The following is a 21,455-nucleotide window of genomic DNA, read 5'->3' as shown; positions in this document are numbered from 1 at the left end:
CGGCAGACCGTCACTGACGCCCGGTTTTCCAAGCCGGAGACAACTAAGCAGTTTTAACGGAATCAACTGATAGATCGCCAACTGGTCAAGGGGCTTACACATGAATCTGAACAACCAACCAACTATCGATGAATTGGCTGAGATGTTCGCAGCGCAGAAAGACACACTCGACGACCATATCCTGTGGATTGGCAAATCGGGCGAAGTGCAAATCGACTGCCTGGCGCCCCACACCGAAGAAGCCGAGTTCGACCGCAATAACCGTGAACTGGCGGCGCGCCTGAAGATGTACCGCCGTGGCCAGGGTTATGTCGGCAAGAAGGCCGCGGCCGATCGCAACTTTATCGAGCAAGTATTCCACACACTTAATACCGAATGGCAGAACCTCAAAGGCCAATCGCACGTTAAAGTGATTGATAGATACTGCTGATAACAGTGCCACTTTAAATTTAAGCCCGCTGGTTTATTCGAGCGGGCTTTTTAATAGCTGTTTTATAACACCGCCGGAAACCTGCCCTTCCCCGCCTCATCGCGAAAAATATCAAACAACACCTGCGCCGCCGCCGACAGTTCATGCCCAGGCTTGGTCAGCACCCCAATCGGCCGCTCGATCACCGGATCGGTCAAGGTGATGCAATGCGCGCCCGCCTCCTGCATCTGCTGCGCACACAAGGCCGGTACGGCGCTGACACCCAGGCCGCTGGCGACCATCTTGCCCACGGTTGCCAATTGATGGCTTTCCAAGGCCACCGGCAGCTTCATCTTCAAGGCCCCCAGGTGCTCCTCCAGCATCACCCGCACCGTGGAAGGCCGCTGCAACGTGATGAACGGGTGCTCCAGCAAGGTTTTCCAGTCGACCTCGGCACACTGTGCCAGCAGTGAATCACCGGGCACCACCGCAATGAAGCGGTCCAGGTACAACGGCGTAAAGGCCAGCGACGAGCCTTCCGAGGGTTCAAACGCGACGCCCAGTTCCACATGGCGGTCGCGAACCATCTCCAGCACTTGCTCATTGATCAAGTCATGCACCGTCACGTTCACCTGAGGGTAACGGGCGCGGAATATCTTCAGGATCGGCGGCAGCAGGTTGCCGGCAAACGACGGCATCGCCGCCACGGTCACCCGCCCGCGTTGCAGGGTGAACAGCTGACGTAGTTCGTCTTCGGCATTGTCCCAATCGGCCATCAGCCGACGGGCCAGGGGCAGCAGGGATTCGCCCTCGGGCGTGAGGGCCACGTTGCGCGTATTGCGGCTGAACAAGCGCCCGCCCAGCCCTTCCTCCAAGCCCTTGATGGTCAGGCTCAACGCCGATTGAGAAAGGTGCAGGCGCTCGCAGGCGGCGGCAAAACTCAGGCTTTGGGCCACGGCCAGAAAGGCACGCATCTGTTTAACGGTCATGACGCTACTCCGGGCGGCGGGTTGACTATGCTGTTTTCTAAATCAATCAACCTTAAAAAACAACTTAACAAATCAATCTGTCAGCGCAACACTCGATTCATTGGCTGGCCCACAAACAATAAAAGAGGTGCATATGGCAGGTTTCGATAAACGCGTGGCGTCCTACGAGGAAGCACTGGCAGGCCTGGAAGACGGCATGACCGTGCTCTCCGGTGGTTTCGGCCTGTGCGGCATTCCGGAAAACCTCATCAATGAGATCAAGCGCAAAGGCACCCGTGACCTCACCGTGGTTTCCAATAACTGCGGCGTCGACGGCTTTGGCCTGGGCGTGCTGCTGGAAGAAAAGCAGATCAGCAAGGTGATCGCTTCCTACGTCGGTGAGAACGCCCTGTTCGAGAAGCAGTTGCTCAGCGGCGAAATCGAAGTGGTCCTCACCCCCCAAGGCACCCTGGCGGAAAAAATGCGCGCAGGCGGCGCCGGTATCCCCGCCTTCTTCACCGCCACCGGCGTCGGTACTCCGGTGGCCGAAGGCAAGGAAACCCGCGAATTCAACGGTCGCCCGTACCTGATGGAAGAATCCATCACCGGCGACTTCGCCATCGTCAAAGGCTGGAAAGCCGACCACTTCGGCAACGTCATCTATCGCCACACCGCCCAGAACTTCAACCCGCTGGCCGCCACCGCTGGCAAGATCACCGTGGTCGAAGTCGAGGAAATCGTCGAACCGGGCGAGCTGGACCCGGCGCAGATCCACACCCCTGGCATCTACGTCGACCGGATCATCTGCGGCACGTTCGAGAAGCGCATCGAACAGCGCACCGTGCGCAAATAATCCGCCTCCAGCCCGAACAATAAGGACTCATAAAAATGGCTCTTACCCGCGAACAAATGGCTCAACGCGTCGCCCGCGAAATGCAGGACGGTTTCTACGTCAACCTGGGCATCGGCATTCCGACCCTGGTGGCCAACTACATCCCCGAAGGCATGGAAGTCATGCTGCAGTCGGAAAACGGCCTGCTCGGCATGGGTCCGTTTCCTACCGAAGACACCATCGATGCCGACATGATCAACGCCGGCAAACAGACCGTGACGGCGCGCATCGGCGCCTCGATCTTCTCCTCCGCCGAATCCTTCGCGATGATTCGCGGCGGCCACGTCGACCTCACCGTGCTCGGCGCCTTTGAAGTGGACGTACACGGCAACATCGCCTCGTGGATGATCCCCGGCAAACTGGTCAAGGGCATGGGCGGCGCCATGGACCTAGTGGCCGGTGCGGAAAACATCATCGTGATCATGACCCACGCCTCCAAGGACGGTGAGTCCAAGTTGCTCAGCCAATGCAGCCTGCCGCTGACCGGCGCCAACTGCATCAAGCGCGTACTGACGGACCTTGCGTACCTGGAAATCGAAAATGGCGCTTTTGTCCTCAAGGAACGCGCACCTGGCGTCAGCGTTGAAGAGATTGTGAGCAAGACCGCCGGTAAACTGATCGTCCCGGACCACGTTCCAGAAATGCACTTCCAGTGAGGACAGATTCCATGCAAGACGTCGTGATTGTTGCTGCCACCCGCACCGCCGTGGGCAGCTTTCAAGGTTCGCTGGCAAGCATTCCGGCACCGGAACTGGGCGCCGCCGTGATCCGTCGCCTGCTGGAGCAGACCGGCCTGGACCCGGCTCAAGTCGATGAAGTCATTCTCGGCCAGGTACTCACCGCGGGTTCCGGCCAGAACCCCGCGCGCCAGGCCTCGATCCTCGCCGGCCTGCCCCACGCCGTGCCGAGCCTGACCCTGAACAAGGTCTGCGGCTCGGGCCTGAAAGCCCTGCACCTGGGCGCCCAGGCCATCCGTTGCGGTGACGCCGAGGTCATCATCGCCGGCGGCATGGAGAACATGAGCCTGGCACCCTATGTACTGCCTGCTGCGCGCACGGGCTTGCGCATGGGCCACGCCAAGATGATCGACAGCATGATCACCGACGGCCTCTGGGATGCGTTCAACGACTATCACATGGGCATCACCGCCGAGAACCTCGTGGACAAATACGGCATCAGCCGTGAAGCCCAGGATGCTTTCGCCGCCGCCTCCCAGCAGAAAGCCACCGCCGCCATCGAGGCCGGGCGTTTTGTCGATGAGATCACGCCGATCCTGATTCCCCAGCGCAAGGGCGACCCGATTGCCTTCGCCGTCGATGAGCAACCTCGCGCCGGCACCACCGCCGAATCCCTGGCCAAGCTCAAGCCGGCGTTCAAGAAAGACGGCAGCGTCACCGCCGGTAATGCTTCCAGCCTGAATGACGGCGCTGCTGCGGTGCTGCTGATGAGTGCCGACAAGGCCAAGGCCCTCGGCTTGCCGGTATTGGCCCGTATCGCCAGTTACGCCAACGCGGGTGTCGACCCGGCAATCATGGGCATCGGCCCGGTCTCGGCCACCCGCCGTTGCCTGGATAAAGCCGGTTGGAGCCTGGGCGACCTGGACCTGATCGAAGCCAACGAAGCCTTTGCCGCGCAATCCCTGGCGGTAGGCAAAGAGCTGGAGTGGGATGCGGACAAGGTCAATGTCAACGGCGGCGCCATCGCCATCGGCCACCCCATCGGCGCTTCAGGCTGCCGCGTGCTGGTCACCCTGCTGCATGAAATGATCAAGCGCGATGCCAGGAAAGGCCTGGCGACCCTGTGCATCGGTGGCGGCCAGGGCGTAGCCCTGGCCCTCGAACGCAGCTGATAAACGAGCAACACGGAAAAGGCCCGGCTCCACGAAAAGCCAGGCCTTTTCTTTATGCGGTTTCCCTGAACAAACACAGTCCCTCCCCTATAAGATCTTTATTGCCTGTCAGCGAGAGGCACGGCAAACACCGCATTCGCCCGCGCCACCACCTTCTCTCCCACCTGCAGGCTCACCGTGGCAAACGCCATTTGCCGCCCTCGCTTGTGATGTTCCAAACGCACGGTAATCCACTCCCCCACCTGCACCGCCCCCAGGTAATCCACGGTCATGCTCGCCGTAATCAACGGCAACGGCGGCTCACTGGAAAACGCCATGGCATAGCCCATACCGACATCCGCCAGGGTCGCCAGCACCCCGCCGTGCACCGTTCCACGCCCATTGGCATGGCGATTGTCGGCGCGCAGGCCGATTTCCAGTTGCAGGCCGTCACCTCGGCAGTACGCCGGGCCAAGCAAATCCAGCAACGGGCTGCTGCGCGGCAGCGGGACAAAACCTTCGGGCACGGCGTGGGCAATCATGACGAGTCTTCCTTGGGGTCGAATTTGAGGTGTACGCCACACGCCCAACGGCAGCCATCACCATCAGCCTTGCAAATCCTGCACGATACTTTGCGTTAATTCGCCGGACCCGCTTTAATCGCCGCCAATGTCCCCCCCACATCTCAAGGAACTGCAATGCGCCATCCGGACGGCCCCCTTCAATCGCTTCGCGCGCCCCTGTTGATCCTGCTGGCCGGCCTGGCCCTGGTCGGCTGTTCACCCAAGGACCACTCCCGCGCCACGGTGATCAATGGCGAACAAGGCCGGGCCGGTGCGCAACTGGCCTATGAGCACGAACTGACCCTGGCCCTGCCCGGCGCCCTGCTCGCGCCGCGCATGCAGGCCACCCGTGAGGCCTGTGAATCGGCGCGGTTTGGCGCGTGCAATATCCTTGGCATCACCGAAGACAGCAACGGCGGCGAGATCATCCTGCGGATCGCACCTAGCGGCGTCGAACCGATGGTCACCCTGGCCGCTGAGGGCGGCAAACTCGGCCAGCGCATCACCACCGCCGAAGACCTGGCCGACGCGGTCGCCGATATACGTCGCCGCCAGGATCGCCTGCAAGCCCAGCAACAGCGCCTCGATGAACTGGCCAAGCGCAAGGACATCAGCGTCAGCGACCTGATTGCCTTGAGCAAGGAGCAGGCGGGCGTTGAAAACGAACTGCAGGAACTCGCCCAGGTTGCCGCCGGCCAGCAACGTCGCCTGGATACCAACCGCGTCACCCTCAACTTCCGCTCTGCCGACGGCGCGAACCAACCGTCACGCTTCAGCCGGATGTTCAGCAACCTGGGCACTAACCTGGTGGACGGCACCGCAGACGCCCTGGAACGCGCCAGCTATGTGCTGCCGTTCGTGATCCTGGCGTTTCCGGTGGTGTGGTTGTGGGTGTGGCTGTGGCGCAAATTTGTCCGGCGCCGCAGCTGATCAGCGCTTCATGCAGCGCTGGTACCGCTCATCCACGCGCTTGGCAAACCACGCCGTGGTCAGGTTGCGGGTGATCTTCGGGCTTTTGAGCTCGATGCCCGGCAGGATCGCACGGGGCATCGGCTTGCCGGCGGCCTGGTCGGCCAGGGCAAACACGCGCTTGTAGAGGGTGGTGTCTTCAAAATCCAACTGTTCGCCCTGTTCCAGCTGGCTGCGAATGCTGGGATTGCGCATGTCCAGCTTCGCGCCCAATGAGCGCACCGCCAGTTCGGTGGTGCCGGGCAGCAATGAGCCGTAGCGAATCAAATCCCCGTCCAGCGCCAACTCAGTGCCCGACGCGCGGCTGACAGCCGCCTGGAACGCCGCATTACGGCTGGCGTACCAACCCGCATTGAAGTCGGCAAAGCGGTACAGCGGCTGGTCATAGCTCACCGGGTAACCGAGCAGATGGGCGATACCGAAGTACATGCCGCCGCGCCGGGTGAAGACTTCCCGACGAATCGTGCCATCCACCGTGTAGGGATAACCCCGCGCCTGCTTCTGGGCGAAGTCGATACTGACCTGCATGGGACCGGCGGTGTGCACCGGATTGAAACCGCCAAACAGGGTGTTGCCCAGGGGCACCACGCTGATGAAGTCATCGAAGATGCCACTCAGGTCCTTCTCCGTGCGGGCGGCATTCAAGCGGTCGGCATAGGACTGGCCGGTGGGCGAGCGCAGCTGCAGGGCGCTGCGCACCACAAAAGCGGGCACATGCACCTTGGCGGCACGGCGCAGGATTTCATCCTGGGCGATCTTGCCCATATTGGGTACGGGCGGGTCGACCTGATAGGTGGACTCCTGCTCGGTCACCGCCAATACGGCACAGATATTCTCGGTACTGGGGTAGATCTTTTGAGTGTCAAAGGCAGTGTAGATGTCCTGGGCCCAGCCGTTGCGGTCTGGAACCTTCGCCGGGAGCAAACGCACGATCTCGGCCTTCACCTCGGCCTCGCTGCGCGCTGGTTGCTGCGGGCCGCGTGACGTGGAACAGCCGGCCAGCACCACCAATGAGGTGAGGCAGAGGATCAGGCAACGTGGGGACATGGGGCTTCCTTGAGGACGATGGGCCAGGCGTTGCGGATATGGACCGGTAAGTCTAACGCGGGTTCGCCAACTCACCTTCTCGCCAGCCAGGGTTGAACCTGGCGTTCGCGCAGCGCTGAAGGCTTTTTGATACGTCGCCAAAAAGGGACGATAGCCGCTGAAAGCTCCCACGTAACGGCAAGATAAGCTCTACAGCCCCAGCCTGAAAACCGCTGCAAAGTCCCTCGCCTGAATACACAGTGCGAGGGATTGCAGATGGTGGTTTTCGTTAAAGCCCTGGTTGAAGGAGCGGCGTCTTGAACCCGGCCATCGGCAGGCTGGCCCTGACCCCGATGGATGTGAAGACGGTCGACGTTGAAAGCGTCTTCCGTGACTTTCGCGAATGCCTGAATACGTTCGATGACTGGGCGCAAAGTTTCTGGCGCTTCTCGGCGCTGGAGGTCGAGCAGGTCTTCAAGGTCGGCGATGAGGTGGCGCTGGTCGCACCGATCAATCGCTCAATCATCCCCAGCAGCACCGTCGCCACGTGCCCGGCCAATGGCACCCTGACGCTGGTGCATATGTTCCAAAGCACGCGCTTCGTGCCCATCGGCGACACGCCGGTGATGCTGCAGCGCGTCGATCCCAATGGCGGCCCCTTGGGCGAGCCGATCCACAAGACCATCGGCCCCAGCGGCCTCCTCGAAATCACCGAGTGTGATCGCAACCAGCCGTACCGGATCACCTTCTATCCCAACGTTTCCAAGGACCACGTCAAGGCGCTGTATGGGTCTTATCAGTCGGTGATCGCGGGGTTGGAGGCTCGCCTGCGTGAAGAGTGGACCCGCACTTTCCAGGATCAGTGGAAAGACTATGCCGAAGCCAAGCCCCTCGATCGGCGCCGAATGCTGGAAGCAGCGTTTTTCAGCGGCCTTGGAAAAGCCCTCTTCAATGTGTGGGACAACGTTACGCAGCTGTATGACCTGCTGGCGGACCTCAAGCCCAACGGCGAAAAGCTGTTGGCCTACCTATCCCAGGCCGAACTCGATGAGCTGCTGAAGCTCGGCAACGACACGATTGCCAATGGTTTGCTGGTGCTCAGCGATGAGCCGCTGTTGTTTATCTACCTGTCGGCGATGGTCAGTTGGATGCGCCTGCTGCCACCGCCGCAGATGACTGAACTGTGGGGTGAGATCACTGGCGAGGTCCTGATCAATCTGCTGTTGATTCGTGTATTGGGTGCGATGGGGGTGGTGGCGCGGCTGGGGGCTCAAGTGCTGAGCGCTATCAAATCCAAGCGCGCGCGGGAGTTGTTGGAGTTGCTGGCCAAGCAGCTTGTAAAGCCGGGGTTGGAGCCGCATGCCGAAGCGCTGAAGCCTTTGCTGCTCGGTGGCCCCGCGACAGCGATCAAGGCTGTACCGGTTGCGCCGTTGAAGGCGGGGGAGCATGTGGTTTCGAACCCGGTGCCGGCGGTTCGCAGGAAAACTCAGCAGACGGTGTTGGTCCGCCAGGAGCCTGTGGATGATGTACCTATTTCGGGGAAGAACCCGAACGGGAATGCGGCGGCCCCTTCGGATAAGACCGTCACCAACGGCTGCCCGGTGTCGATGGTTACCGGGGAGGAATTGCTCACCCTCACCGATGGTGTTTTAGACGGGATCTTGCCGTTCGAGTGGACCCGGCTGTATCGCACCAGTGCGGTGGAAGTGGATGGCGGGTTGGGGTTTGGCTGGAGTCATTCGCTGGCGCATCGGCTTGCGGTGTCGGGCGATTCGGTGGTGTGGACGGACCATGAGAACCGCAGTACTTCGTTTCCGATGCCGACTGTTGCTCGGCCAGCAATCACCAATAGTTTGGCCGAAGCCGCGATCTATTTGGGCGCGTCGCCGGATGAACTGGTGCTGGCCCAGGCGTCGCGGTTTTATCACTTTCGCGACGGTGTGCTGGTCTCGATCAGCGACGCGTACGACAACCGGTTGTGGATTGCTCGGGATTTTCTGGGGCGTATCGAGCGGCTGGATAACGGTGCGGGGTGTGCGCTGTTCCTGCGCTATGAATCGGACCGCATCGTGGCGGTGGACTACCAGGTGCAGCGGGCCGAAGACCGTGGTCCGTATGTCTGGATTACTGAGCAGAGCATTGTTTCCTACGCCTATGACGATGCTGGCCGACTGGTCTCGGCGACCAATGCGGTAGGTGAAAGCGAGGTTTATCGCTACGACGATCAGCACGTGATTCTTGAGCGTGGACTGGCCGGTGGGGCGAGTTTCTTTTGGGAATGGGAACGGGCGGGCAAGGCTGCGCGATGTGTTCGGCATTGGGCCAGTTTTTCCCAGATGGATACGCGGTATGTCTGGGGGGACGACGGCCGTGTCACGCTGCACAACGCCGATGGCAGTCAGGAAGTGTATGTCCATGACGACCGGGCGCGGCTGGTGCGGCGGATTGATCCGGACGGTGCCCAGCATTTCAAATCCTACGACGCTAAAGGCCGGCTGACGGTTGAGCAGGATCCGCTGGGGGCGGTGACGGCGTATCAGTATGACGAAGCCGGACGTTTGGTGGCGTTGTTTCCGGGGGATGATGAGCCAACAACCTACGAGCATGACAACGGGTTCGTACGGGTTGTAAGGCGGGGTCTGGCGGTCTGGAAGTACGAGCGCAATGACCAGGGCGACGTCATTCGTAAGATCGATCCCGACGGACATGTCACCGACTACAGCTATGACAAATACGGGCAACTGATTGGGGTTTGGTACCCGGACCACAGTTGTCAGCGGCTGGTGTGGAATGAGCGGGGGCAACTGGTTGAGGAGCAGTTGCCCAACGGCGGGATCAAGCGTTATCGCTATGACGATCTTGGCCGGCAGCTTGCCCGCGAGGATGAGCATGGCGCGCTGACCCAGTATCAGTGGGACAGCGTGGGTCGCTTGGTTCGCGTGGTGCTGCCCGGTGGGGCGTGTCGGGAATACAGCTACAACCCCTACGGAAAAATCACCGCCGAACGCGACGAATTGGGCCACGTCACCCGCTACGAATACGCCGACGGGTTGCACCTGATCAGTCGGCGCATCAACGCTGATGGCACTCAGGTCAAGTACCGCTACGATAACGTGCGGTTATTGCTGACCGAGATCGAAAACGAAGTCGGCGAGACCTACCGACTTGCTTATCATCCCAACGGACTGATCCAGCAGGAAACCAGGTTTGATGGGCAGCGTACGGCCTACGTCTACGACCTCAACGGCAACCTGCAGGAAAAGACCGAACACGGTGACGATGGAAGTCAGCTCGTTAACCGTTACGAGCGAGACCACGCCGGACGCCTCGTCAGAAAAACCCTGCCCGACGGCAGCCTTGTTGAATATGCCTACGACCGTCAGGGCAACCTCCTCAGCGTCGACGACGGCCACTGGGCGCTCGCCTACGAATACGATAGCCAAAACCGCCTCACCGCCGAACACCAGGGCTGGGGCACCTTGCGCTACGGCTACGACGCCTGCGGCCAGCTTCAACACCTGCGCCTACCGGACAACAACCGCTTGGTGTTCAACCACGGCAAAGGCGGCCACCTCGCCACCGTCGAATTAAACGGCGCGCTGCTGACGTCTCATCTGTTCAAAGCCGGCCAGGAACACCAGCGCCAACAAGGCCAACTCCTCAGCCACTACCACTACGACGACCAACACCGCCTGCACGCCCACGCAATCACCCAGCAACAAGATCACCTCTACCAACGTCAATACGACTACGACAAAACCGGCAACCTCACCCGCCTGCTCGACACGCGCAAAGGCGAACACCGCTACCACTACGACCCACTAGGCCGCCTCACCCGCGCCGACCACTCCCAAGACCTGCAGGAACGCTTCGGCCACACACGCGCCGGCAACCTGCTGATGCAAGACCGCCCCGGCCCCGACATCGTCGCCGGCAACCGCCTGATGATCCAGGGCGACCGCCACTACGACTATGACGCCTTCGGCAACCTCATCCGCGAGCGGCGTGGCAAAGGCCATCAACTCGTCACCGAATACCGTTACGACTGCCAGCATCGGCTGATAGGCATCACCCAACCCAACGGCCAAACCGCCAGTTACCGCTACGACCCGTTTGGGCGGCGCATCAGCAAAACCGTTGACGGCCTAACCACGGAGTTTTTCTGGCAAGGCGACAGGCTGATTGCCGAACACCATGCGGATCGCCATCGCAGCTATCTCTATGAACCCGACAGCTTTCGCCCGCTGGTTCTGTTGGAAGGCTTCGGCCCAATAGATACCAAGCCCTATCACTACCAACTCGACCACCTCGGCACGCCGCAAGAACTCACCTCTCCAGACGGCGACATCGTCTGGTCCGCGCATTACCGCGCCTACGGCCAGATCAGCCGACTCGACAAAGGCACAATCGACAACCCGCTACGTTTTCAGGGTCAGTACTTTGATCAGGAAAGCGGGCTGCACTACAACCGCCATCGCTACTACAATCCGGATATTGGGTGTTACCTGACGCCTGATCCGGTGAAGTTGGCGGGTGGGCTCAACGCGTACCAGTACGTGCCGAACCCTATGGGGTGGGTGGATCCGTTAGGTCTGAGTACCTGTCCAGGCGGGGATAAATGCAAGCCGAACCCCAGTGCTGAAGTTCCAGCGGGAAAAGCACAGGTTAATGAAGGCAGCCCACTCAGTCCCACAAGCTCCAACTCTCCACCTACACTGGGCTACCATAAGGAGACCTTTGCCAATAAACCTGTAAAGCCGGAAGAAACCATTCAGAAATGGGATGAATTTCTAGGACCTGGCCCTCACACAAACACCAACCCACGAACTGGGAAGCCCGACCGCGACAGAATTGTTTCCAGCGACGCAAAAAGAAGTATTCGTTACGGGGCCCATGAAATGAATAGCAAGCCAAGCAAGCATCACTATCATGAGGAGACATGGACGTTCGAGATAAAAACCAACACCATGAACGTTGACAATACTGTTGTACGCGTTCCCCTGACGAAGAAGTGAAATGAAGATACAAATAACTGATATTTTTTCTGACAAAGGCACTGTGAGAGTAAAATTCAACTCACCTTTTGGAAATGCCACAGCTTTATGGAGCGGAACCAAGTTAAAAACTGGTGAAATTCTGGATGTAGAGTTAGAACTTGATGAAATATTTTCATGGGGACAAAACATCATGTCCTCATCTGTAAAAACACCACAGATCGCTTCTGCGAATGGGGCTCATAAAATTATCGGCGAGCTTATCCAAGATGCAGACCAAAGTTGCTCAATACTAAAAATCGGCGATTCAGTAATTTTGATTGAAATTGACAAGCCAATCACCGGCAAGCCCAGCTTTGTTGAAGTGATAACAAATGACATTCTTCTTCACCCAACAAATGTTTGAGCATAAGTTCACTTACTCACAGCCGTAAATTACATATAAAAAAATGCTCAACCAGCGGAAATCAATCGGAGAGAGCTATAAAAAATACACATTTTTGAACATGCAACATAAAGAAAATCAACAACAATACTAGATACAGACGGAAACCCAATCACCGCCTGCACGGACTATTGAAACGAAACATCAACCTAAACTTTCAATCCTCCGCAGCCTTCTATTCAAAAGCCAGGAAAAATATATAAAATTCAGACCAGCGATTACCTCCCCTTCATCCAATCAAACAATTCAAACTTCACAGAATGTAGTTAGTCAGGCAGATGAAGTATTTAAGGTAGATCGTGGGCATGGGGCTGCTACGCAGCCCAACGCGAGCAAGCTCGCTCCCCACAAGTGTTCGCTCACCAGGGGTGGGTTACGTTGCCCTTAGATCCCAGCCAACGCCAAGTCCATCGCGAAGTAGGTAAAGATCAAATCCGCACCCGCACGCTTGATCGACCCCAAGGTCTCACGCACGACCCGATCCTCATCGATCGCTCCCGCCTGGGCGCCGAACTTGATCATCGCGTATTCGCCGCTGACCTGGTACGCCGCCACCGGCAGGCGCGAGGCTTCGCGGATGTCGCGGATGATGTCGAGGTAGGCACCGGCCGGCTTGACCATCAGTGCGTCCGCGCCTTCCTGTTCGTCCAGCAGCGATTCGCGCACGGCTTCGCGGCGGTTCATCGGGTTCATCTGGTAGCTTTTGCGGTCGCCCTTGAGCGCACTGCCGCCGGCTTCGCGGAATGGGCCGTAGAGGGCCGAGGCGAATTTGGTGGAGTAGGCCATGATCGGGATATGGGTGAAGCCGGCTTCATCCAGCGCACGGCGGATGGCCTGGACCTGGCCGTCCATGGCGGCCGAGGGGGCGATCACGTCGGCCCCGGCGCGGGCGGCGGCAACGGCTTGCTTGCCGAGGTTGACCAGGGTCGCGTCGTTGTCGACATGGGCACCGTGCATCACGCCGCAGTGGCCGTGGTCGGTGTATTCGCAGAAGCACGTGTCGGACATTACGATCATGTCCGGCACCGCGTCCTTGATGATCGAGGACATCCGCGAGACCAGGCCGCGTTCCTTCCAGGTGTCGCTGCCGTTGGCGTCCAGGTGGTGGGACACGCCGAAGGTCATCACCGACTTGATACCGGCACGGGCATAGCGCTCGATCTCGGCAGCCAGCTTCTTTTCCGGGATGCGTTGCACGCCGGGCATGCTGGTGATCGGCACGAAGTCGTCGATTTCTTCTTCGACGAAAATCGGCAGCACCAGGTCGTTGAGGGTGAACTCGGTTTCCTGGAACAAGCCACGCAGCTCCGGGGAGCGGCGCAGGCGGCGTGGACGGGCTTGGGGGAACTGGCTGGTCATGGCTGTCCTGAAAAAGTGGCGGGAAATCTTTGGGGCGAAAGCTTATGCCCCAAGGCCCCGGCAGCACAAATGCCCAGGGGCCAACAGTGTATTGCGGGGGCCGTAATAATGTATTGATCTAGAGCTGTAGACGACCTTCGATACACACCGTAACGGCGCCGCCGACCCAGATTTCATCACCCTGGCGCTCGACGCGAATACGCCCCGCACGCCCCATGGCCGTGCCCTGGCTGACCACGTAGCACTCAGGTGCGAGTCCTTCGCTGAGCAGCCATTGTGCGACGCCCGCATTCAGGCTGCCGGTGGCAGGGTCTTCCTGGGCCCCGTCGCCTGCGACAAAGGCACGCACCTCAAACTGCGCGTCCACGTCGTCAGCCGGGTTGCAAGGAGCAATCACCCCGACGGCCAGCCCAAGCAGCTGCGAATAGTCCGGCTGCAAGGCCAGGACCTGATCACGGTCAGCCAGCATCACCGCGAGCCACCCCGCGCCATTGTCGACCCACTGGCTGCGCACAATGGCCCCCGGCGCCAGGCCCAATCCCAGGCGAACGCGCTCCAGCAGCGCGGAGTCCACAGGGCCGGAGCGCATTAACGGCGGTGCAATAAACGCCAGTTCATCGCCTTGACGCCGAATACGCACCAGGCCGATTCCACACTCCTGGATAATCTCCTCGCCTTGGGGTACCCCACCCGCCTTGAGCCACGCATGGCAACTGCCCAGCGTCGGGTGCCCGGCGAACGGCAGCTCCTGCAAGGTGGTAAAGATCCTCACCCGGTAGTCCGCCCGAGCATCGCGCGGTGTCAGCAAAAACGTGGTTTCACTGAGGTTTGTCCATTTGGCGAAGTCAGCCATCTGTTGGTCGCTGAGGCTGTCAGCACCCAGCACGACGGCCAGCGGATTGCCCTTGAGCGACACGCTGCTGAATACATCCAGTTGTTTGAAATCGAAAGTCGGCATGCTTCAGCTCGGAATATTCAGGCCACGGATGACCGCCGGCCGGGCGACAAAGCCGTCCAGCGCGCGCAGTACGTTAGGGAAGTCGGCAATGCCCACCAGATCGCCCGATTCATAGAAACCGATCAGGTTGCGAATCCAGGGGAAGGTGGCGATGTCGGCGATGCTGTAGTCGTCGCCCATGATCCAGGTGCGGCCGAGCAGGCGCTTTTCCAGCACGTCCAGCAGGCGACGGGATTCCGCGGCGTAACGGTCGCGGGGGCGCTTGTCTTCGTAGTCCTTGCCGGCGAACTTATTGAAGAAGCCCAGTTGGCCAAACATCGGACCGATGCCCCCCATCTGGAACATCAGCCATTGAATCGTTTCATAACGTGTCGCCGGATCTTCGGAAAGCAACTGGCTGGATTTTTCCGCCAGGTAGATCAGGATTGCGCCTGACTCGAACAGCGCCAACGGCTGCCCCGCCGGGCCGTCGGGGTCGATGATCGCGGGGATTTTGTTGTTGGGGTTCAGGGACAGGAACTCGGGGGAAAACTGGTCCTGGGTCTCGAAACTGACCTTGTGCGCCTCATAAGGCAGGCCCAGCTCTTCGAGCATGATCGAGACTTTTACCCCGTTGGGCGTGGGCAACGAGTACAGTTGCAGGCGCTCCGGATGCCGGGCGGGCCATTTGCTGTTGATCGGGAACGCGGCGATCGGGTTCATCGGGAAACTCCCTGGCGGAAAGCCCCCATGATAATCATCTGTCCCACGTCCTGCATGGGTCATCAATGCGCAACATCAGCGGGCTATTATCCCCCGTGGGCGAACCAATACGCCCGCGTGCACTCTTAAGTGCGCTCAAACGGTGAATGGAGGCACCTCGCTGTACCGACACGGAATACCCGCAGGACGCCCCAGGCGTCATTGGGGCCAGGCTTGTCCGCCTTAACGTGACGCACGAAGACTCGAACCCATAATGACGATCAAGCCTCTGCGCCTTGTGCAACGACTGCAACACTACGCCTACATCCTGTTGCCCCTTTTGCTGGTGAGCGGCGCCATGGTTGCCGCCCTCGACGCCCGGGAAAGCCGCGCCCAACCGGTGGACGGCGTGCAAACCCTGGTGTTCCTGCGCCACGCCGAGAAACCGGCCGGCGGCCTGGGCCAACTCAATTGCCAGGGGTTGAACCGAGCAATGAACTTGGCCACCCTGCTGCCGGAAAAATTCGGCAAGGCCAACTTCGTGTTTGCCGCCAACCCGACGCGCAATGTCGAGGAAGGTGAGCTGGACAATTCCTACAGCTATATTCGCCCGTTGATGACCATCAGCCCCAGCGCCATCAAGCTGGGCCTGCCGGTGAACATCAAGTTCTCGGCCAACGACACCAGCGACCTGGCCGACGAACTGGTGGAAGACAAATACCACAATGCCACCATCTACACCGCGTGGTCCCACGGCTACCTGCCGGAGCTGATCAACAAGGTGGCCAGCGAGGCCTCCGGCGAAAAACACACGATTACCGACGACTGGTCCGGCAGCGACTACGACACGCTGTACGTACTGACGCTGACCTGGCACAACGGCAAAGCCTCGTTGCTCAGCCGCAACTACAAGCAGGGCCTGAACGACGGTGAAGAAACCTGCCCGCAGCCAACACAGGTGAGTGCCGATAGCTGAGGGCGTATGATGCACCGCTATTGACTCATTTGCGGACCCTCCCCCATGCCCAACCTCGCCCCCACCCAGCCCGTCCGGGGCTGGTCGTTCTGGTGGAAACCTGCCCTCTTCCTATTGGTGGCCTGCGTCGGCCTCTACTACGTGAAGTGGTCGCCCTACTACTTCAAGGCGTTTGTCGCCGCTGACAACCACAGCATCGGCGCCTCGATCCTCAACGATCAACAAAGCTCGCCATTGGCGGCAGCGCTGGCCTACGCCCAGGTGTATTTCCTGGCGATCTGGAAGGCTGCCGTACTGGCGGTGATCCTCGGCTCGCTGCTGCAAGTGCTGATCCCCCGCGACTGGTTGCTGCGCCTGTTTGGCCGTGCCGGCCTCGGCTCGACCTTGCGCGGCGGGCTGTTCGCCTTGCCGGGGATGATGTGCAGTTGCTGCGCGGCGCCCGTCGCGGCCGGTATGCGCCGCCAGCAGGTGTCGGTGGGCGCGGCATTGGCCTTCTGGATTGCCAACCCGGTGCTGAATCCGGCGACGCTGGTGTTCATGGGTTTTGTACTGGGCTGGGGCTTTACCGCGTTGAGGCTGGTGGCGGGCATTGTGCTGGTGGTGGGTGTGTCACTGGTGGCACAACGCATCGCACGGCCGGACCAGGTGCCGGAAGTTGCCTTGGACGCGGTGGCCGAGGCCAGCCAGGTCGAAGCGCAACCCTTCTTCAGTCGCTGGCTGCGTACCCTGTGGCAGCTGTTCTGGAGCACCATACCGATCTATATCCTGGCGGTGCTGGTGCTCGGTGCCGCACGGGTGTGGCTGTTCCCCCACGTGGACGGCGCCATGGCCAACAGCCTGGTGTGGCTGGTGCCCCTGTCGATTGTCGGCACGCTGTTTGTGATTCCTACAGCGGCAGAGATCCCCATCGTACAAACCATGATGACCCTGGGCATGGGCACCGGCCCGGCCGTGGCCTTGCTGATGACCCTGCCCAGCGTGAGCCTGCCGTCGCTGTTGATGCTGCGCAAGGATTTCGATGCGCGGGTGCTGGTGACGGTGGCCGGGTTGACCATGCTGGTGGGCGTGGTGTGCGGGTTGATCGGCGCGCTTATCCTCTGAGGGCGCGCTCGCGCAGATAGGCCGTGACTGCGCCCTGCTCTCCCGCAAACTCGATGCGTGCGCCTTTGCTTTCACGCTGGAAGGCGTACATCGGGTCGTAATACTCGCGCAACAGCCCTTCAATCCAGGCGCGATGCAGGTCCACGGCGCCGCTGCGCAGCTGTTCCGCCAGAGCATCCTGCATGATCGCCTGCAACCGCTGGAAACGCTCGCCGCCCAGGCGCTTGTGGATATTGGCCAGGCCCTGGGTCAGGCGTTCGGCAAACAACGCCTGCCCCTGCTCACCAAATACCGCGATGAATTCTGCGCAAAGGTCAATCACGTAATCGCGCAGGATGCGCTCGACACGGCCTTCGACGCTGTCTTCCAGCCACACCATCGGAAAGGTCTGCATGCCCTTGTGCAACGGCAACGGCAGCGCGCAGCTGCCGATCATGCGGCTTTCATCCTCGACCACGAACTGCTCGATACCGCCCGCGCGTTTTTTCAGCAGGTCCACCGCCAGGCGGTTTTCGAAGTCGATAGTGGAGGGTTGCGCCGTGGCGCGTTTGCCGAAGCTGGAACCGCGGTGGTTGGCATGGCCCTCCAGGTCCAGGGCGTTGCGCAACTGGCCCAGCACCTCGGTCTTGCCGGTGCCGGTCATACCGCCCAGCAACACGAAATCACAGTGGGCGGCCGCCTGGTCAAGGGTATCCAGCAGGAAGGTCCGCATGGCCTTGTAGCCACCGCCGACCCGGGGGTACTCGATGCCGGCTTCGGTCTTCAACCATTGCTGCACGATCTGCGAGCGCAGCCCGCCACGGAAGCAATACAAGAAACCGTCAGGATTGGCCTGGGCAAACCGTGCCCATTGTTCGATGCGTTCAGCCTTGATCGCCCCCGACACCAGCTCATGCCCCAGCACAATCGCGGCTTGCTGGCCCTGCTGCTTGTAGCAGGTGCCGACGCGTTGACGCTCGTCATCGGTCATCAACGGCAGGTTGATCACGCCAGGGAACGCGCCCTTGGCGAATTCGACCGGTGCACGGGTGTCCATCATCGGCCGGTCGTTGAGGAAAATGTCGCGGTAATCGGTGATGTCAGTTGCCATCAAACCACCTCTACCGCGTGGGTCTGTCGCTCAACCAGTTCGCCGATGGGCTCAAGGTTCAGGCCCAGCTCGGCGGCGACCGCATGGAATTCTGCGTCGCCTTCAGGCGCGACCGCGATCAGCAGGCCACCGCTGGTCTGCGGGTCGCACAGCACGCGTTTGTGCAATTCCTGCAGACGCCCGACCTTGCTCGAGTAGCTGTCGAAGTTGCGCAAGGTGCCACCCGGCATGCAGCCCTGGTCCAGGTAGTCCTCGATCCCGGGCAGACGTGGGACTTTGTCGTATTCGATACGTGCGGTCACGGCGCTGCCGTCCGCCATCTCCACCAAATGGCCCAACAGACCGAAACCGGTGACATCCGTCATTGCCGTCACACCGGCCAGCTTGCCGAAACGGCTGCCGGGTTTGTTGAGGGTGCACATCCAGTCACGGGCCAGGCCGATATCCGCCTCACGCAACTTGCCCTTCTTTTCGGCGGTGGTGAGGATGCCGATACCCAACGGTTTGGTCAGGTACAGGCGGCAGCCCACGGTGGCGGTGTCGTTGCGCTTCATATGGCGCTTTTGCACGATGCCGGTGACGGCTAGGCCGAAGATCGGCTCGGGCGCGTCAATGGAGTGCCCGCCCGCCAACGGGATGCCGGCTTCGTCGCACACCGAGCGGCCGCCACGGATCACTTCACGGGCGATCTCCGGCGCCAGCACGTTCACCGGCCAGCCAAGAATGGCGATGGCCATCAACGGGTCGCCGCCCATGGCGTAGATGTCACTGATGGCATTGGTGGCGGCGATGCGGCCGAAATCGAAGGGATCATCGACAATCGGCATGAAAAAGTCAGTGGTGGAGACCACGCCACGCTCATCGTCGATGGCGTACACCGCCGCGTCGTCGCGGGAGGTGTTGCCCACCCACAGGTTGGGGTCAAGGTTCTGCGCGCCGCTGCCAGCCAGGATCACTTCCAGCACCTGGGGCGAAATCTTGCAGCCACAACCCGCGCCGTGGCTGTACTGGGTAAGGCGAATCGGCTCGTTCATGGTGGACCTCAAGCTATCAAGTGGGCGGATTCTAACAGACAGCAAAAGGCCGGCTGGGCTCTTGTGAGCACAGCCGGCCTTTGGGGTTGCAGCGTTACTGCCGGGCAGCGAGCAGACGCTTGTGACGGTTGCGCCGAGCGATGTTCAGGCACTCGATGGCCGCCGAGAAGGCCATGGCCGCGTAGACGTAGCCTTTAGGCACATGGGCGCCGAAGCCTTCGGCGATCAGCGTCATGCCGATCATGATCAGGAAGCCCAGGGCCAGCATCACCACGGTCGGGTTGTCGTTGATGAACTTGGCCAACGGCTCGGCCGCCACCAGCATCACGATCACCGAGGTCACCACGGCGATGATCATGATCGGCAAGTGCTCGGTCATGCCCACGGCGGTAATGATGCTGTCGATGGAGAACACCAGGTCAAGCAACAGGATCTGCCCGATGGCTGCGGCAAAGCCGATGGCCACGACATTGCCGGTGCTGGTCTTCTCTTCGGGCTCAGGGTCCATGCTGTGATGGATCTCGGTGGTGGCCTTCCAGACCAGGAACAGGCCACCGGCGATCAGGATCATGTCCTTCCATGAGAACGCCTGGCCGAGCACTTCGAACACCGGCGTAGTCAATTGCACGATAAACGCAATGGTGCTCAACAGGCCCAGGCGCAACACCAGCGCCATGCTGATACCGATGCGTCGCGCCTTGGCCCGATGTTTCTCCGGCAATTTGTTGGTGAGGATCGAGATAAAGATCAGGTTATCGATGCCCAGCACGATTTCCATCACGATCAAGGTGGCCAGGGCAATCCAGGCGGTAGGGCTGGCGGCCAGTTGTAAAAGGTAATCCATAGGTCAGTCCTGACGTTGTGCTGGGGAGATTAGGTTTCTTTGGTGTTCGATTCAGACTCGTTTTCTTCCTGATCGTCCTTTTTTTGTGGATTGATCAGGCCATTTGTCGCTTCACTCAACGCCTGCTCGGCAGCTTTCTGGGTGTCATCGATGGCTTGCTTGGCCGACTCGGTGGCTTTGCCCATGACCTGTTGCGCGCTTTTTTCGACCTGATCGCAACCGCTGATCATCACCAATGAAAGCGCAAGCAACGATGCCGCGCTCAGGAAATTGAGTTTCATCATGTCTTCCTCGTTAGAACCATTGGGTCCAAATAGTGGCCCCGCGATAGCGAGGCATTCTATGCAGGCAAACAGTTCAGGAAAATTCGTATTTTCCTCGCGTATACTTCGGTTTTTACGAAGCGACGATCATCATGCTCAATTACCGACAGTTGCATTACTTCTGGGTAGTGGCCAAGACCGGCAGCATCGTGCGCGCCTGCGAGCAACTGAACCTCACGCCCCAGACCATCAGCGGGCAGATCAGCCTGCTGGAGCAAACCTACGGGATTGCGCTGTTTCAGCGGGTAGGCCGCCAGCTTGAACTCACCGAAGCCGGGCGCCAGGCCCTGCCCTATGCCGAACAGATGTTCCAGACCGGCAATGAACTGGAGGCGATGCTGCGCGCGCAGCCCGATGAGCAACAGATCCTGTTTCGGGTCGGGGTGGCGGATGTGGTGCCCAAGTCCATCGTGTACCGACTGATCGCGCCGACCATGGAATTGAGCGAGCCCCTGCGCATTACCTGCCGTGAAGACAAACTCGAGCGTTTATTGGCCGACCTGGCGATCCAGCGCCTGGACCTGGTGATCTCCGACAGCCCCATGCCCTCGCACCTGGATATCAAGGGCTACAGCCAGAAACTGGGGGAATGTGGCATCAGTTTTTTCGCCACCCAGGCATTGGCTGACAGGTACGCCGGTGACTTCCCACAGTGCCTGCACGGCGCGCCCCTGTTGATTCCCGGCGCGGAAACCGTAGTACGCAGCCGTTTGCAGCGCTGGTTTGCCGAGCAGCAGATCCTGCCCAGGATCATCGGCGAGTTCGATGACAGCGCCTTGATGCAGGCCTTTGGCCAATCCGGCAGCGGGATCTTTATCGCGCCCAGCGTGATCGCCGATGAGGTGGTGCGCCAGTACGGGGTGGCGTTGATTGGCCAGACCGATGCCGTCACCGAATCGTTCTACGCGATCTCGGTGGAACGCAAGGTCAAGCACCCCGGCATCGTGGCGATAACCGAAGGTGCACGGCGAGAGTTGTTTACCGCCCTGCCCTGA

The 21,455-nt window shown here is 60.3% G+C and carries 20 protein-coding genes; 10 read left to right on the top strand and 10 right to left on the bottom strand.

The features are described 5' to 3' along the window. Nucleotides 1–100: 100 nt before the first annotated feature. A complete protein-coding gene (locus BLW22_RS08035; protein ID WP_016977362.1) occupies nucleotides 101–430 on the top strand; it encodes a hypothetical protein in 330 nt (109 codons plus the stop codon). 62 nt (nucleotides 431–492) lie between these two features. Here the strand turns inward: BLW22_RS08035 and BLW22_RS08030 are convergent, their stop codons facing one another. Further along, on the bottom strand, nucleotides 493–1,398 hold the full coding sequence (locus BLW22_RS08030) for a LysR family transcriptional regulator (RefSeq protein WP_027603175.1): 906 nt from the start codon (nucleotides 1,396–1,398) through the stop codon (nucleotides 493–495). A gap of 133 nt (nucleotides 1,399–1,531) precedes the next feature. Between BLW22_RS08030 and BLW22_RS08025 the strand changes: the two genes are divergently transcribed. Genes BLW22_RS08025 through BLW22_RS08015 form a run of 3 tightly spaced genes read left to right on the top strand, consistent with a single transcriptional unit; the run spans nucleotide 1,532 to nucleotide 4,118 of the window. Continuing rightward, entirely contained in the window at nucleotides 1,532–2,230 is a 699-nt protein-coding gene (locus tag BLW22_RS08025) for a CoA transferase subunit A (protein WP_032886653.1), read from the top strand. A gap of 35 nt (nucleotides 2,231–2,265) precedes the next feature. Continuing rightward, nucleotides 2,266–2,925 carry a CoA transferase subunit B gene (locus BLW22_RS08020; protein ID WP_027603173.1) on the top strand — a complete coding sequence of 220 codons (660 nt, stop codon included), beginning with the start codon at nucleotides 2,266–2,268 and terminating at the stop codon, nucleotides 2,923–2,925. Nucleotides 2,926–2,936: 11 nt separating this feature from the next. After that, nucleotides 2,937–4,118, top strand: coding sequence for an acetyl-CoA C-acetyltransferase (locus BLW22_RS08015; protein WP_074845324.1), 1,182 nt, complete (start codon nucleotides 2,937–2,939; stop codon nucleotides 4,116–4,118). Between the two features lie 98 nt (nucleotides 4,119–4,216). Here the strand turns inward: BLW22_RS08015 and BLW22_RS08010 are convergent, their stop codons facing one another. Next, nucleotides 4,217–4,639 carry a PaaI family thioesterase gene (locus tag BLW22_RS08010; protein WP_065927817.1) on the bottom strand — a complete coding sequence of 141 codons (423 nt, stop codon included), beginning with the start codon at nucleotides 4,637–4,639 and terminating at the stop codon, nucleotides 4,217–4,219. Nucleotides 4,640–4,795: 156 nt separating this feature from the next. Between BLW22_RS08010 and BLW22_RS08005 the strand changes: the two genes are divergently transcribed. Beyond that, entirely contained in the window at nucleotides 4,796–5,590 is a 795-nt protein-coding gene (locus BLW22_RS08005; RefSeq protein WP_074845321.1) for a DUF4349 domain-containing protein, read from the top strand. Here BLW22_RS08005 and BLW22_RS08000 read toward each other — a convergent pair whose 3' ends face one another. After that, nucleotides 5,591–6,676: a DUF1615 domain-containing protein gene (locus BLW22_RS08000; RefSeq protein ID WP_074845319.1), complete on the bottom strand. Its 1,086-nt coding sequence runs from the start codon at nucleotides 6,674–6,676 to the stop codon at nucleotides 5,591–5,593. It abuts the gene before it with no gap. A gap of 332 nt (nucleotides 6,677–7,008) precedes the next feature. Between BLW22_RS08000 and BLW22_RS07995 the strand changes: the two genes are divergently transcribed. Next, nucleotides 7,009–11,670 carry an RHS repeat-associated core domain-containing protein gene (locus tag BLW22_RS07995; protein ID WP_083381353.1) on the top strand — a complete coding sequence of 1,554 codons (4,662 nt, stop codon included), beginning with the start codon at nucleotides 7,009–7,011 and terminating at the stop codon, nucleotides 11,668–11,670. Between the two features lies 1 nt (nucleotide 11,671). Beyond that, nucleotides 11,672–12,055: a hypothetical protein gene (locus tag BLW22_RS34355; protein ID WP_141691296.1), complete on the top strand. Its 384-nt coding sequence runs from the start codon at nucleotides 11,672–11,674 to the stop codon at nucleotides 12,053–12,055. Nucleotides 12,056–12,478: 423 nt separating this feature from the next. Here BLW22_RS34355 and hemB read toward each other — a convergent pair whose 3' ends face one another. The 3 genes from hemB to BLW22_RS07980 form a co-directional block, all read right to left on the bottom strand. Next, nucleotides 12,479–13,453 carry a porphobilinogen synthase gene (gene hemB, locus BLW22_RS07990; protein WP_065926960.1) on the bottom strand — a complete coding sequence of 325 codons (975 nt, stop codon included), beginning with the start codon at nucleotides 13,451–13,453 and terminating at the stop codon, nucleotides 12,479–12,481. Between the two features lie 118 nt (nucleotides 13,454–13,571). Next, nucleotides 13,572–14,411 (bottom strand): PhzF family phenazine biosynthesis protein, encoded by an 840-nt coding sequence (locus tag BLW22_RS07985; RefSeq protein ID WP_074845316.1) that lies wholly within the window; start codon nucleotides 14,409–14,411, stop codon nucleotides 13,572–13,574. A 3-nt stretch (nucleotides 14,412–14,414) separates the two neighbouring features. Beyond that, nucleotides 14,415–15,113, bottom strand: a complete 699-nt coding sequence (locus tag BLW22_RS07980) for a glutathione S-transferase N-terminal domain-containing protein (RefSeq protein WP_065926958.1) — start codon at nucleotides 15,111–15,113, stop codon at nucleotides 14,415–14,417. Nucleotides 15,114–15,366: 253 nt separating this feature from the next. On the opposite strand from BLW22_RS07980, the gene BLW22_RS07975 reads away from it, so the two are divergent. Continuing rightward, the gene (locus tag BLW22_RS07975) at nucleotides 15,367–16,068 is read left to right on the top strand and encodes a hypothetical protein (protein ID WP_027603165.1); all 702 of its coding nucleotides are present in this window, start codon (nucleotides 15,367–15,369) and stop codon (nucleotides 16,066–16,068) included. Between the two features lie 45 nt (nucleotides 16,069–16,113). Next, nucleotides 16,114–17,169, top strand: coding sequence for a permease (locus BLW22_RS07970; RefSeq protein ID WP_074845313.1), 1,056 nt, complete (start codon nucleotides 16,114–16,116; stop codon nucleotides 17,167–17,169). On the opposite strand, the gene mnmH is transcribed toward BLW22_RS07970, so the two are convergent. The 4 genes from mnmH to BLW22_RS07950 form a co-directional block, all read right to left on the bottom strand. Further along, a complete protein-coding gene (gene mnmH, locus BLW22_RS07965) occupies nucleotides 17,159–18,259 on the bottom strand; it encodes a tRNA 2-selenouridine(34) synthase MnmH (RefSeq protein ID WP_065926956.1) in 1,101 nt (366 codons plus the stop codon). The genes BLW22_RS07970 and mnmH overlap by 11 nt on opposite strands. Then, nucleotides 18,259–19,293 (bottom strand): selenide, water dikinase SelD, encoded by a 1,035-nt coding sequence (selD, locus tag BLW22_RS07960; protein WP_065926955.1) that lies wholly within the window; start codon nucleotides 19,291–19,293, stop codon nucleotides 18,259–18,261. Before selD ends, mnmH begins: the two co-directional genes overlap by 1 nt. Nucleotides 19,294–19,387: 94 nt before the next feature. Beyond that, nucleotides 19,388–20,137 carry a TerC family protein gene (locus BLW22_RS07955; protein WP_065926954.1) on the bottom strand — a complete coding sequence of 250 codons (750 nt, stop codon included), beginning with the start codon at nucleotides 20,135–20,137 and terminating at the stop codon, nucleotides 19,388–19,390. Nucleotides 20,138–20,166: 29 nt separating this feature from the next. After that, nucleotides 20,167–20,418, bottom strand: a complete 252-nt coding sequence (locus BLW22_RS07950) for a hypothetical protein (RefSeq protein WP_065926953.1) — start codon at nucleotides 20,416–20,418, stop codon at nucleotides 20,167–20,169. Between the two features lie 134 nt (nucleotides 20,419–20,552). Between BLW22_RS07950 and nhaR the strand changes: the two genes are divergently transcribed. Then, nucleotides 20,553–21,455: a transcriptional activator NhaR gene (gene nhaR, locus BLW22_RS07945; protein ID WP_065926952.1), complete on the top strand. Its 903-nt coding sequence runs from the start codon at nucleotides 20,553–20,555 to the stop codon at nucleotides 21,453–21,455.

This window comes from Pseudomonas marginalis, assembly GCF_900105325.1.
Classification (GTDB): Bacteria; Pseudomonadota; Gammaproteobacteria; order Pseudomonadales; family Pseudomonadaceae; genus Aquipseudomonas; species Aquipseudomonas marginalis.
Note: the sequence above shows the minus strand (reverse complement) of the source record. Positions and strands in the feature narration are given on the sequence as shown.

Coding starts and splice junctions, on each gene's coding strand:
- BLW22_RS08035 (WP_016977362.1), top strand. CDS start 101: ATGAATCTGAACAACCAACCAACTATCGATGAATTGGCTGAGATGTTC.
- BLW22_RS08030 (WP_027603175.1), bottom strand. CDS start 1,398: ATGACCGTTAAACAGATGCGTGCCTTTCTGGCCGTGGCCCAAAGCCTG.
- BLW22_RS08025 (WP_032886653.1), top strand. CDS start 1,532: ATGGCAGGTTTCGATAAACGCGTGGCGTCCTACGAGGAAGCACTGGCA.
- BLW22_RS08020 (WP_027603173.1), top strand. CDS start 2,266: ATGGCTCTTACCCGCGAACAAATGGCTCAACGCGTCGCCCGCGAAATG.
- BLW22_RS08015 (WP_074845324.1), top strand. CDS start 2,937: ATGCAAGACGTCGTGATTGTTGCTGCCACCCGCACCGCCGTGGGCAGC.
- BLW22_RS08010 (WP_065927817.1), bottom strand. CDS start 4,639: ATGATTGCCCACGCCGTGCCCGAAGGTTTTGTCCCGCTGCCGCGCAGC.
- BLW22_RS08005 (WP_074845321.1), top strand. CDS start 4,796: ATGCGCCATCCGGACGGCCCCCTTCAATCGCTTCGCGCGCCCCTGTTG.
- BLW22_RS08000 (WP_074845319.1), bottom strand. CDS start 6,676: ATGTCCCCACGTTGCCTGATCCTCTGCCTCACCTCATTGGTGGTGCTG.
- BLW22_RS07995 (WP_083381353.1), top strand. CDS start 7,009: ATGGATGTGAAGACGGTCGACGTTGAAAGCGTCTTCCGTGACTTTCGC.
- BLW22_RS34355 (WP_141691296.1), top strand. CDS start 11,672: ATGAAGATACAAATAACTGATATTTTTTCTGACAAAGGCACTGTGAGA.
- hemB (WP_065926960.1), bottom strand. CDS start 13,453: ATGACCAGCCAGTTCCCCCAAGCCCGTCCACGCCGCCTGCGCCGCTCC.
- BLW22_RS07985 (WP_074845316.1), bottom strand. CDS start 14,411: ATGCCGACTTTCGATTTCAAACAACTGGATGTATTCAGCAGCGTGTCG.
- BLW22_RS07980 (WP_065926958.1), bottom strand. CDS start 15,113: ATGAACCCGATCGCCGCGTTCCCGATCAACAGCAAATGGCCCGCCCGG.
- BLW22_RS07975 (WP_027603165.1), top strand. CDS start 15,367: ATGACGATCAAGCCTCTGCGCCTTGTGCAACGACTGCAACACTACGCC.
- BLW22_RS07970 (WP_074845313.1), top strand. CDS start 16,114: ATGCCCAACCTCGCCCCCACCCAGCCCGTCCGGGGCTGGTCGTTCTGG.
- mnmH (WP_065926956.1), bottom strand. CDS start 18,259: ATGGCAACTGACATCACCGATTACCGCGACATTTTCCTCAACGACCGG.
- selD (WP_065926955.1), bottom strand. CDS start 19,293: ATGAACGAGCCGATTCGCCTTACCCAGTACAGCCACGGCGCGGGTTGT.
- BLW22_RS07955 (WP_065926954.1), bottom strand. CDS start 20,137: ATGGATTACCTTTTACAACTGGCCGCCAGCCCTACCGCCTGGATTGCC.
- BLW22_RS07950 (WP_065926953.1), bottom strand. CDS start 20,418: ATGAAACTCAATTTCCTGAGCGCGGCATCGTTGCTTGCGCTTTCATTG.
- nhaR (WP_065926952.1), top strand. CDS start 20,553: ATGCTCAATTACCGACAGTTGCATTACTTCTGGGTAGTGGCCAAGACC.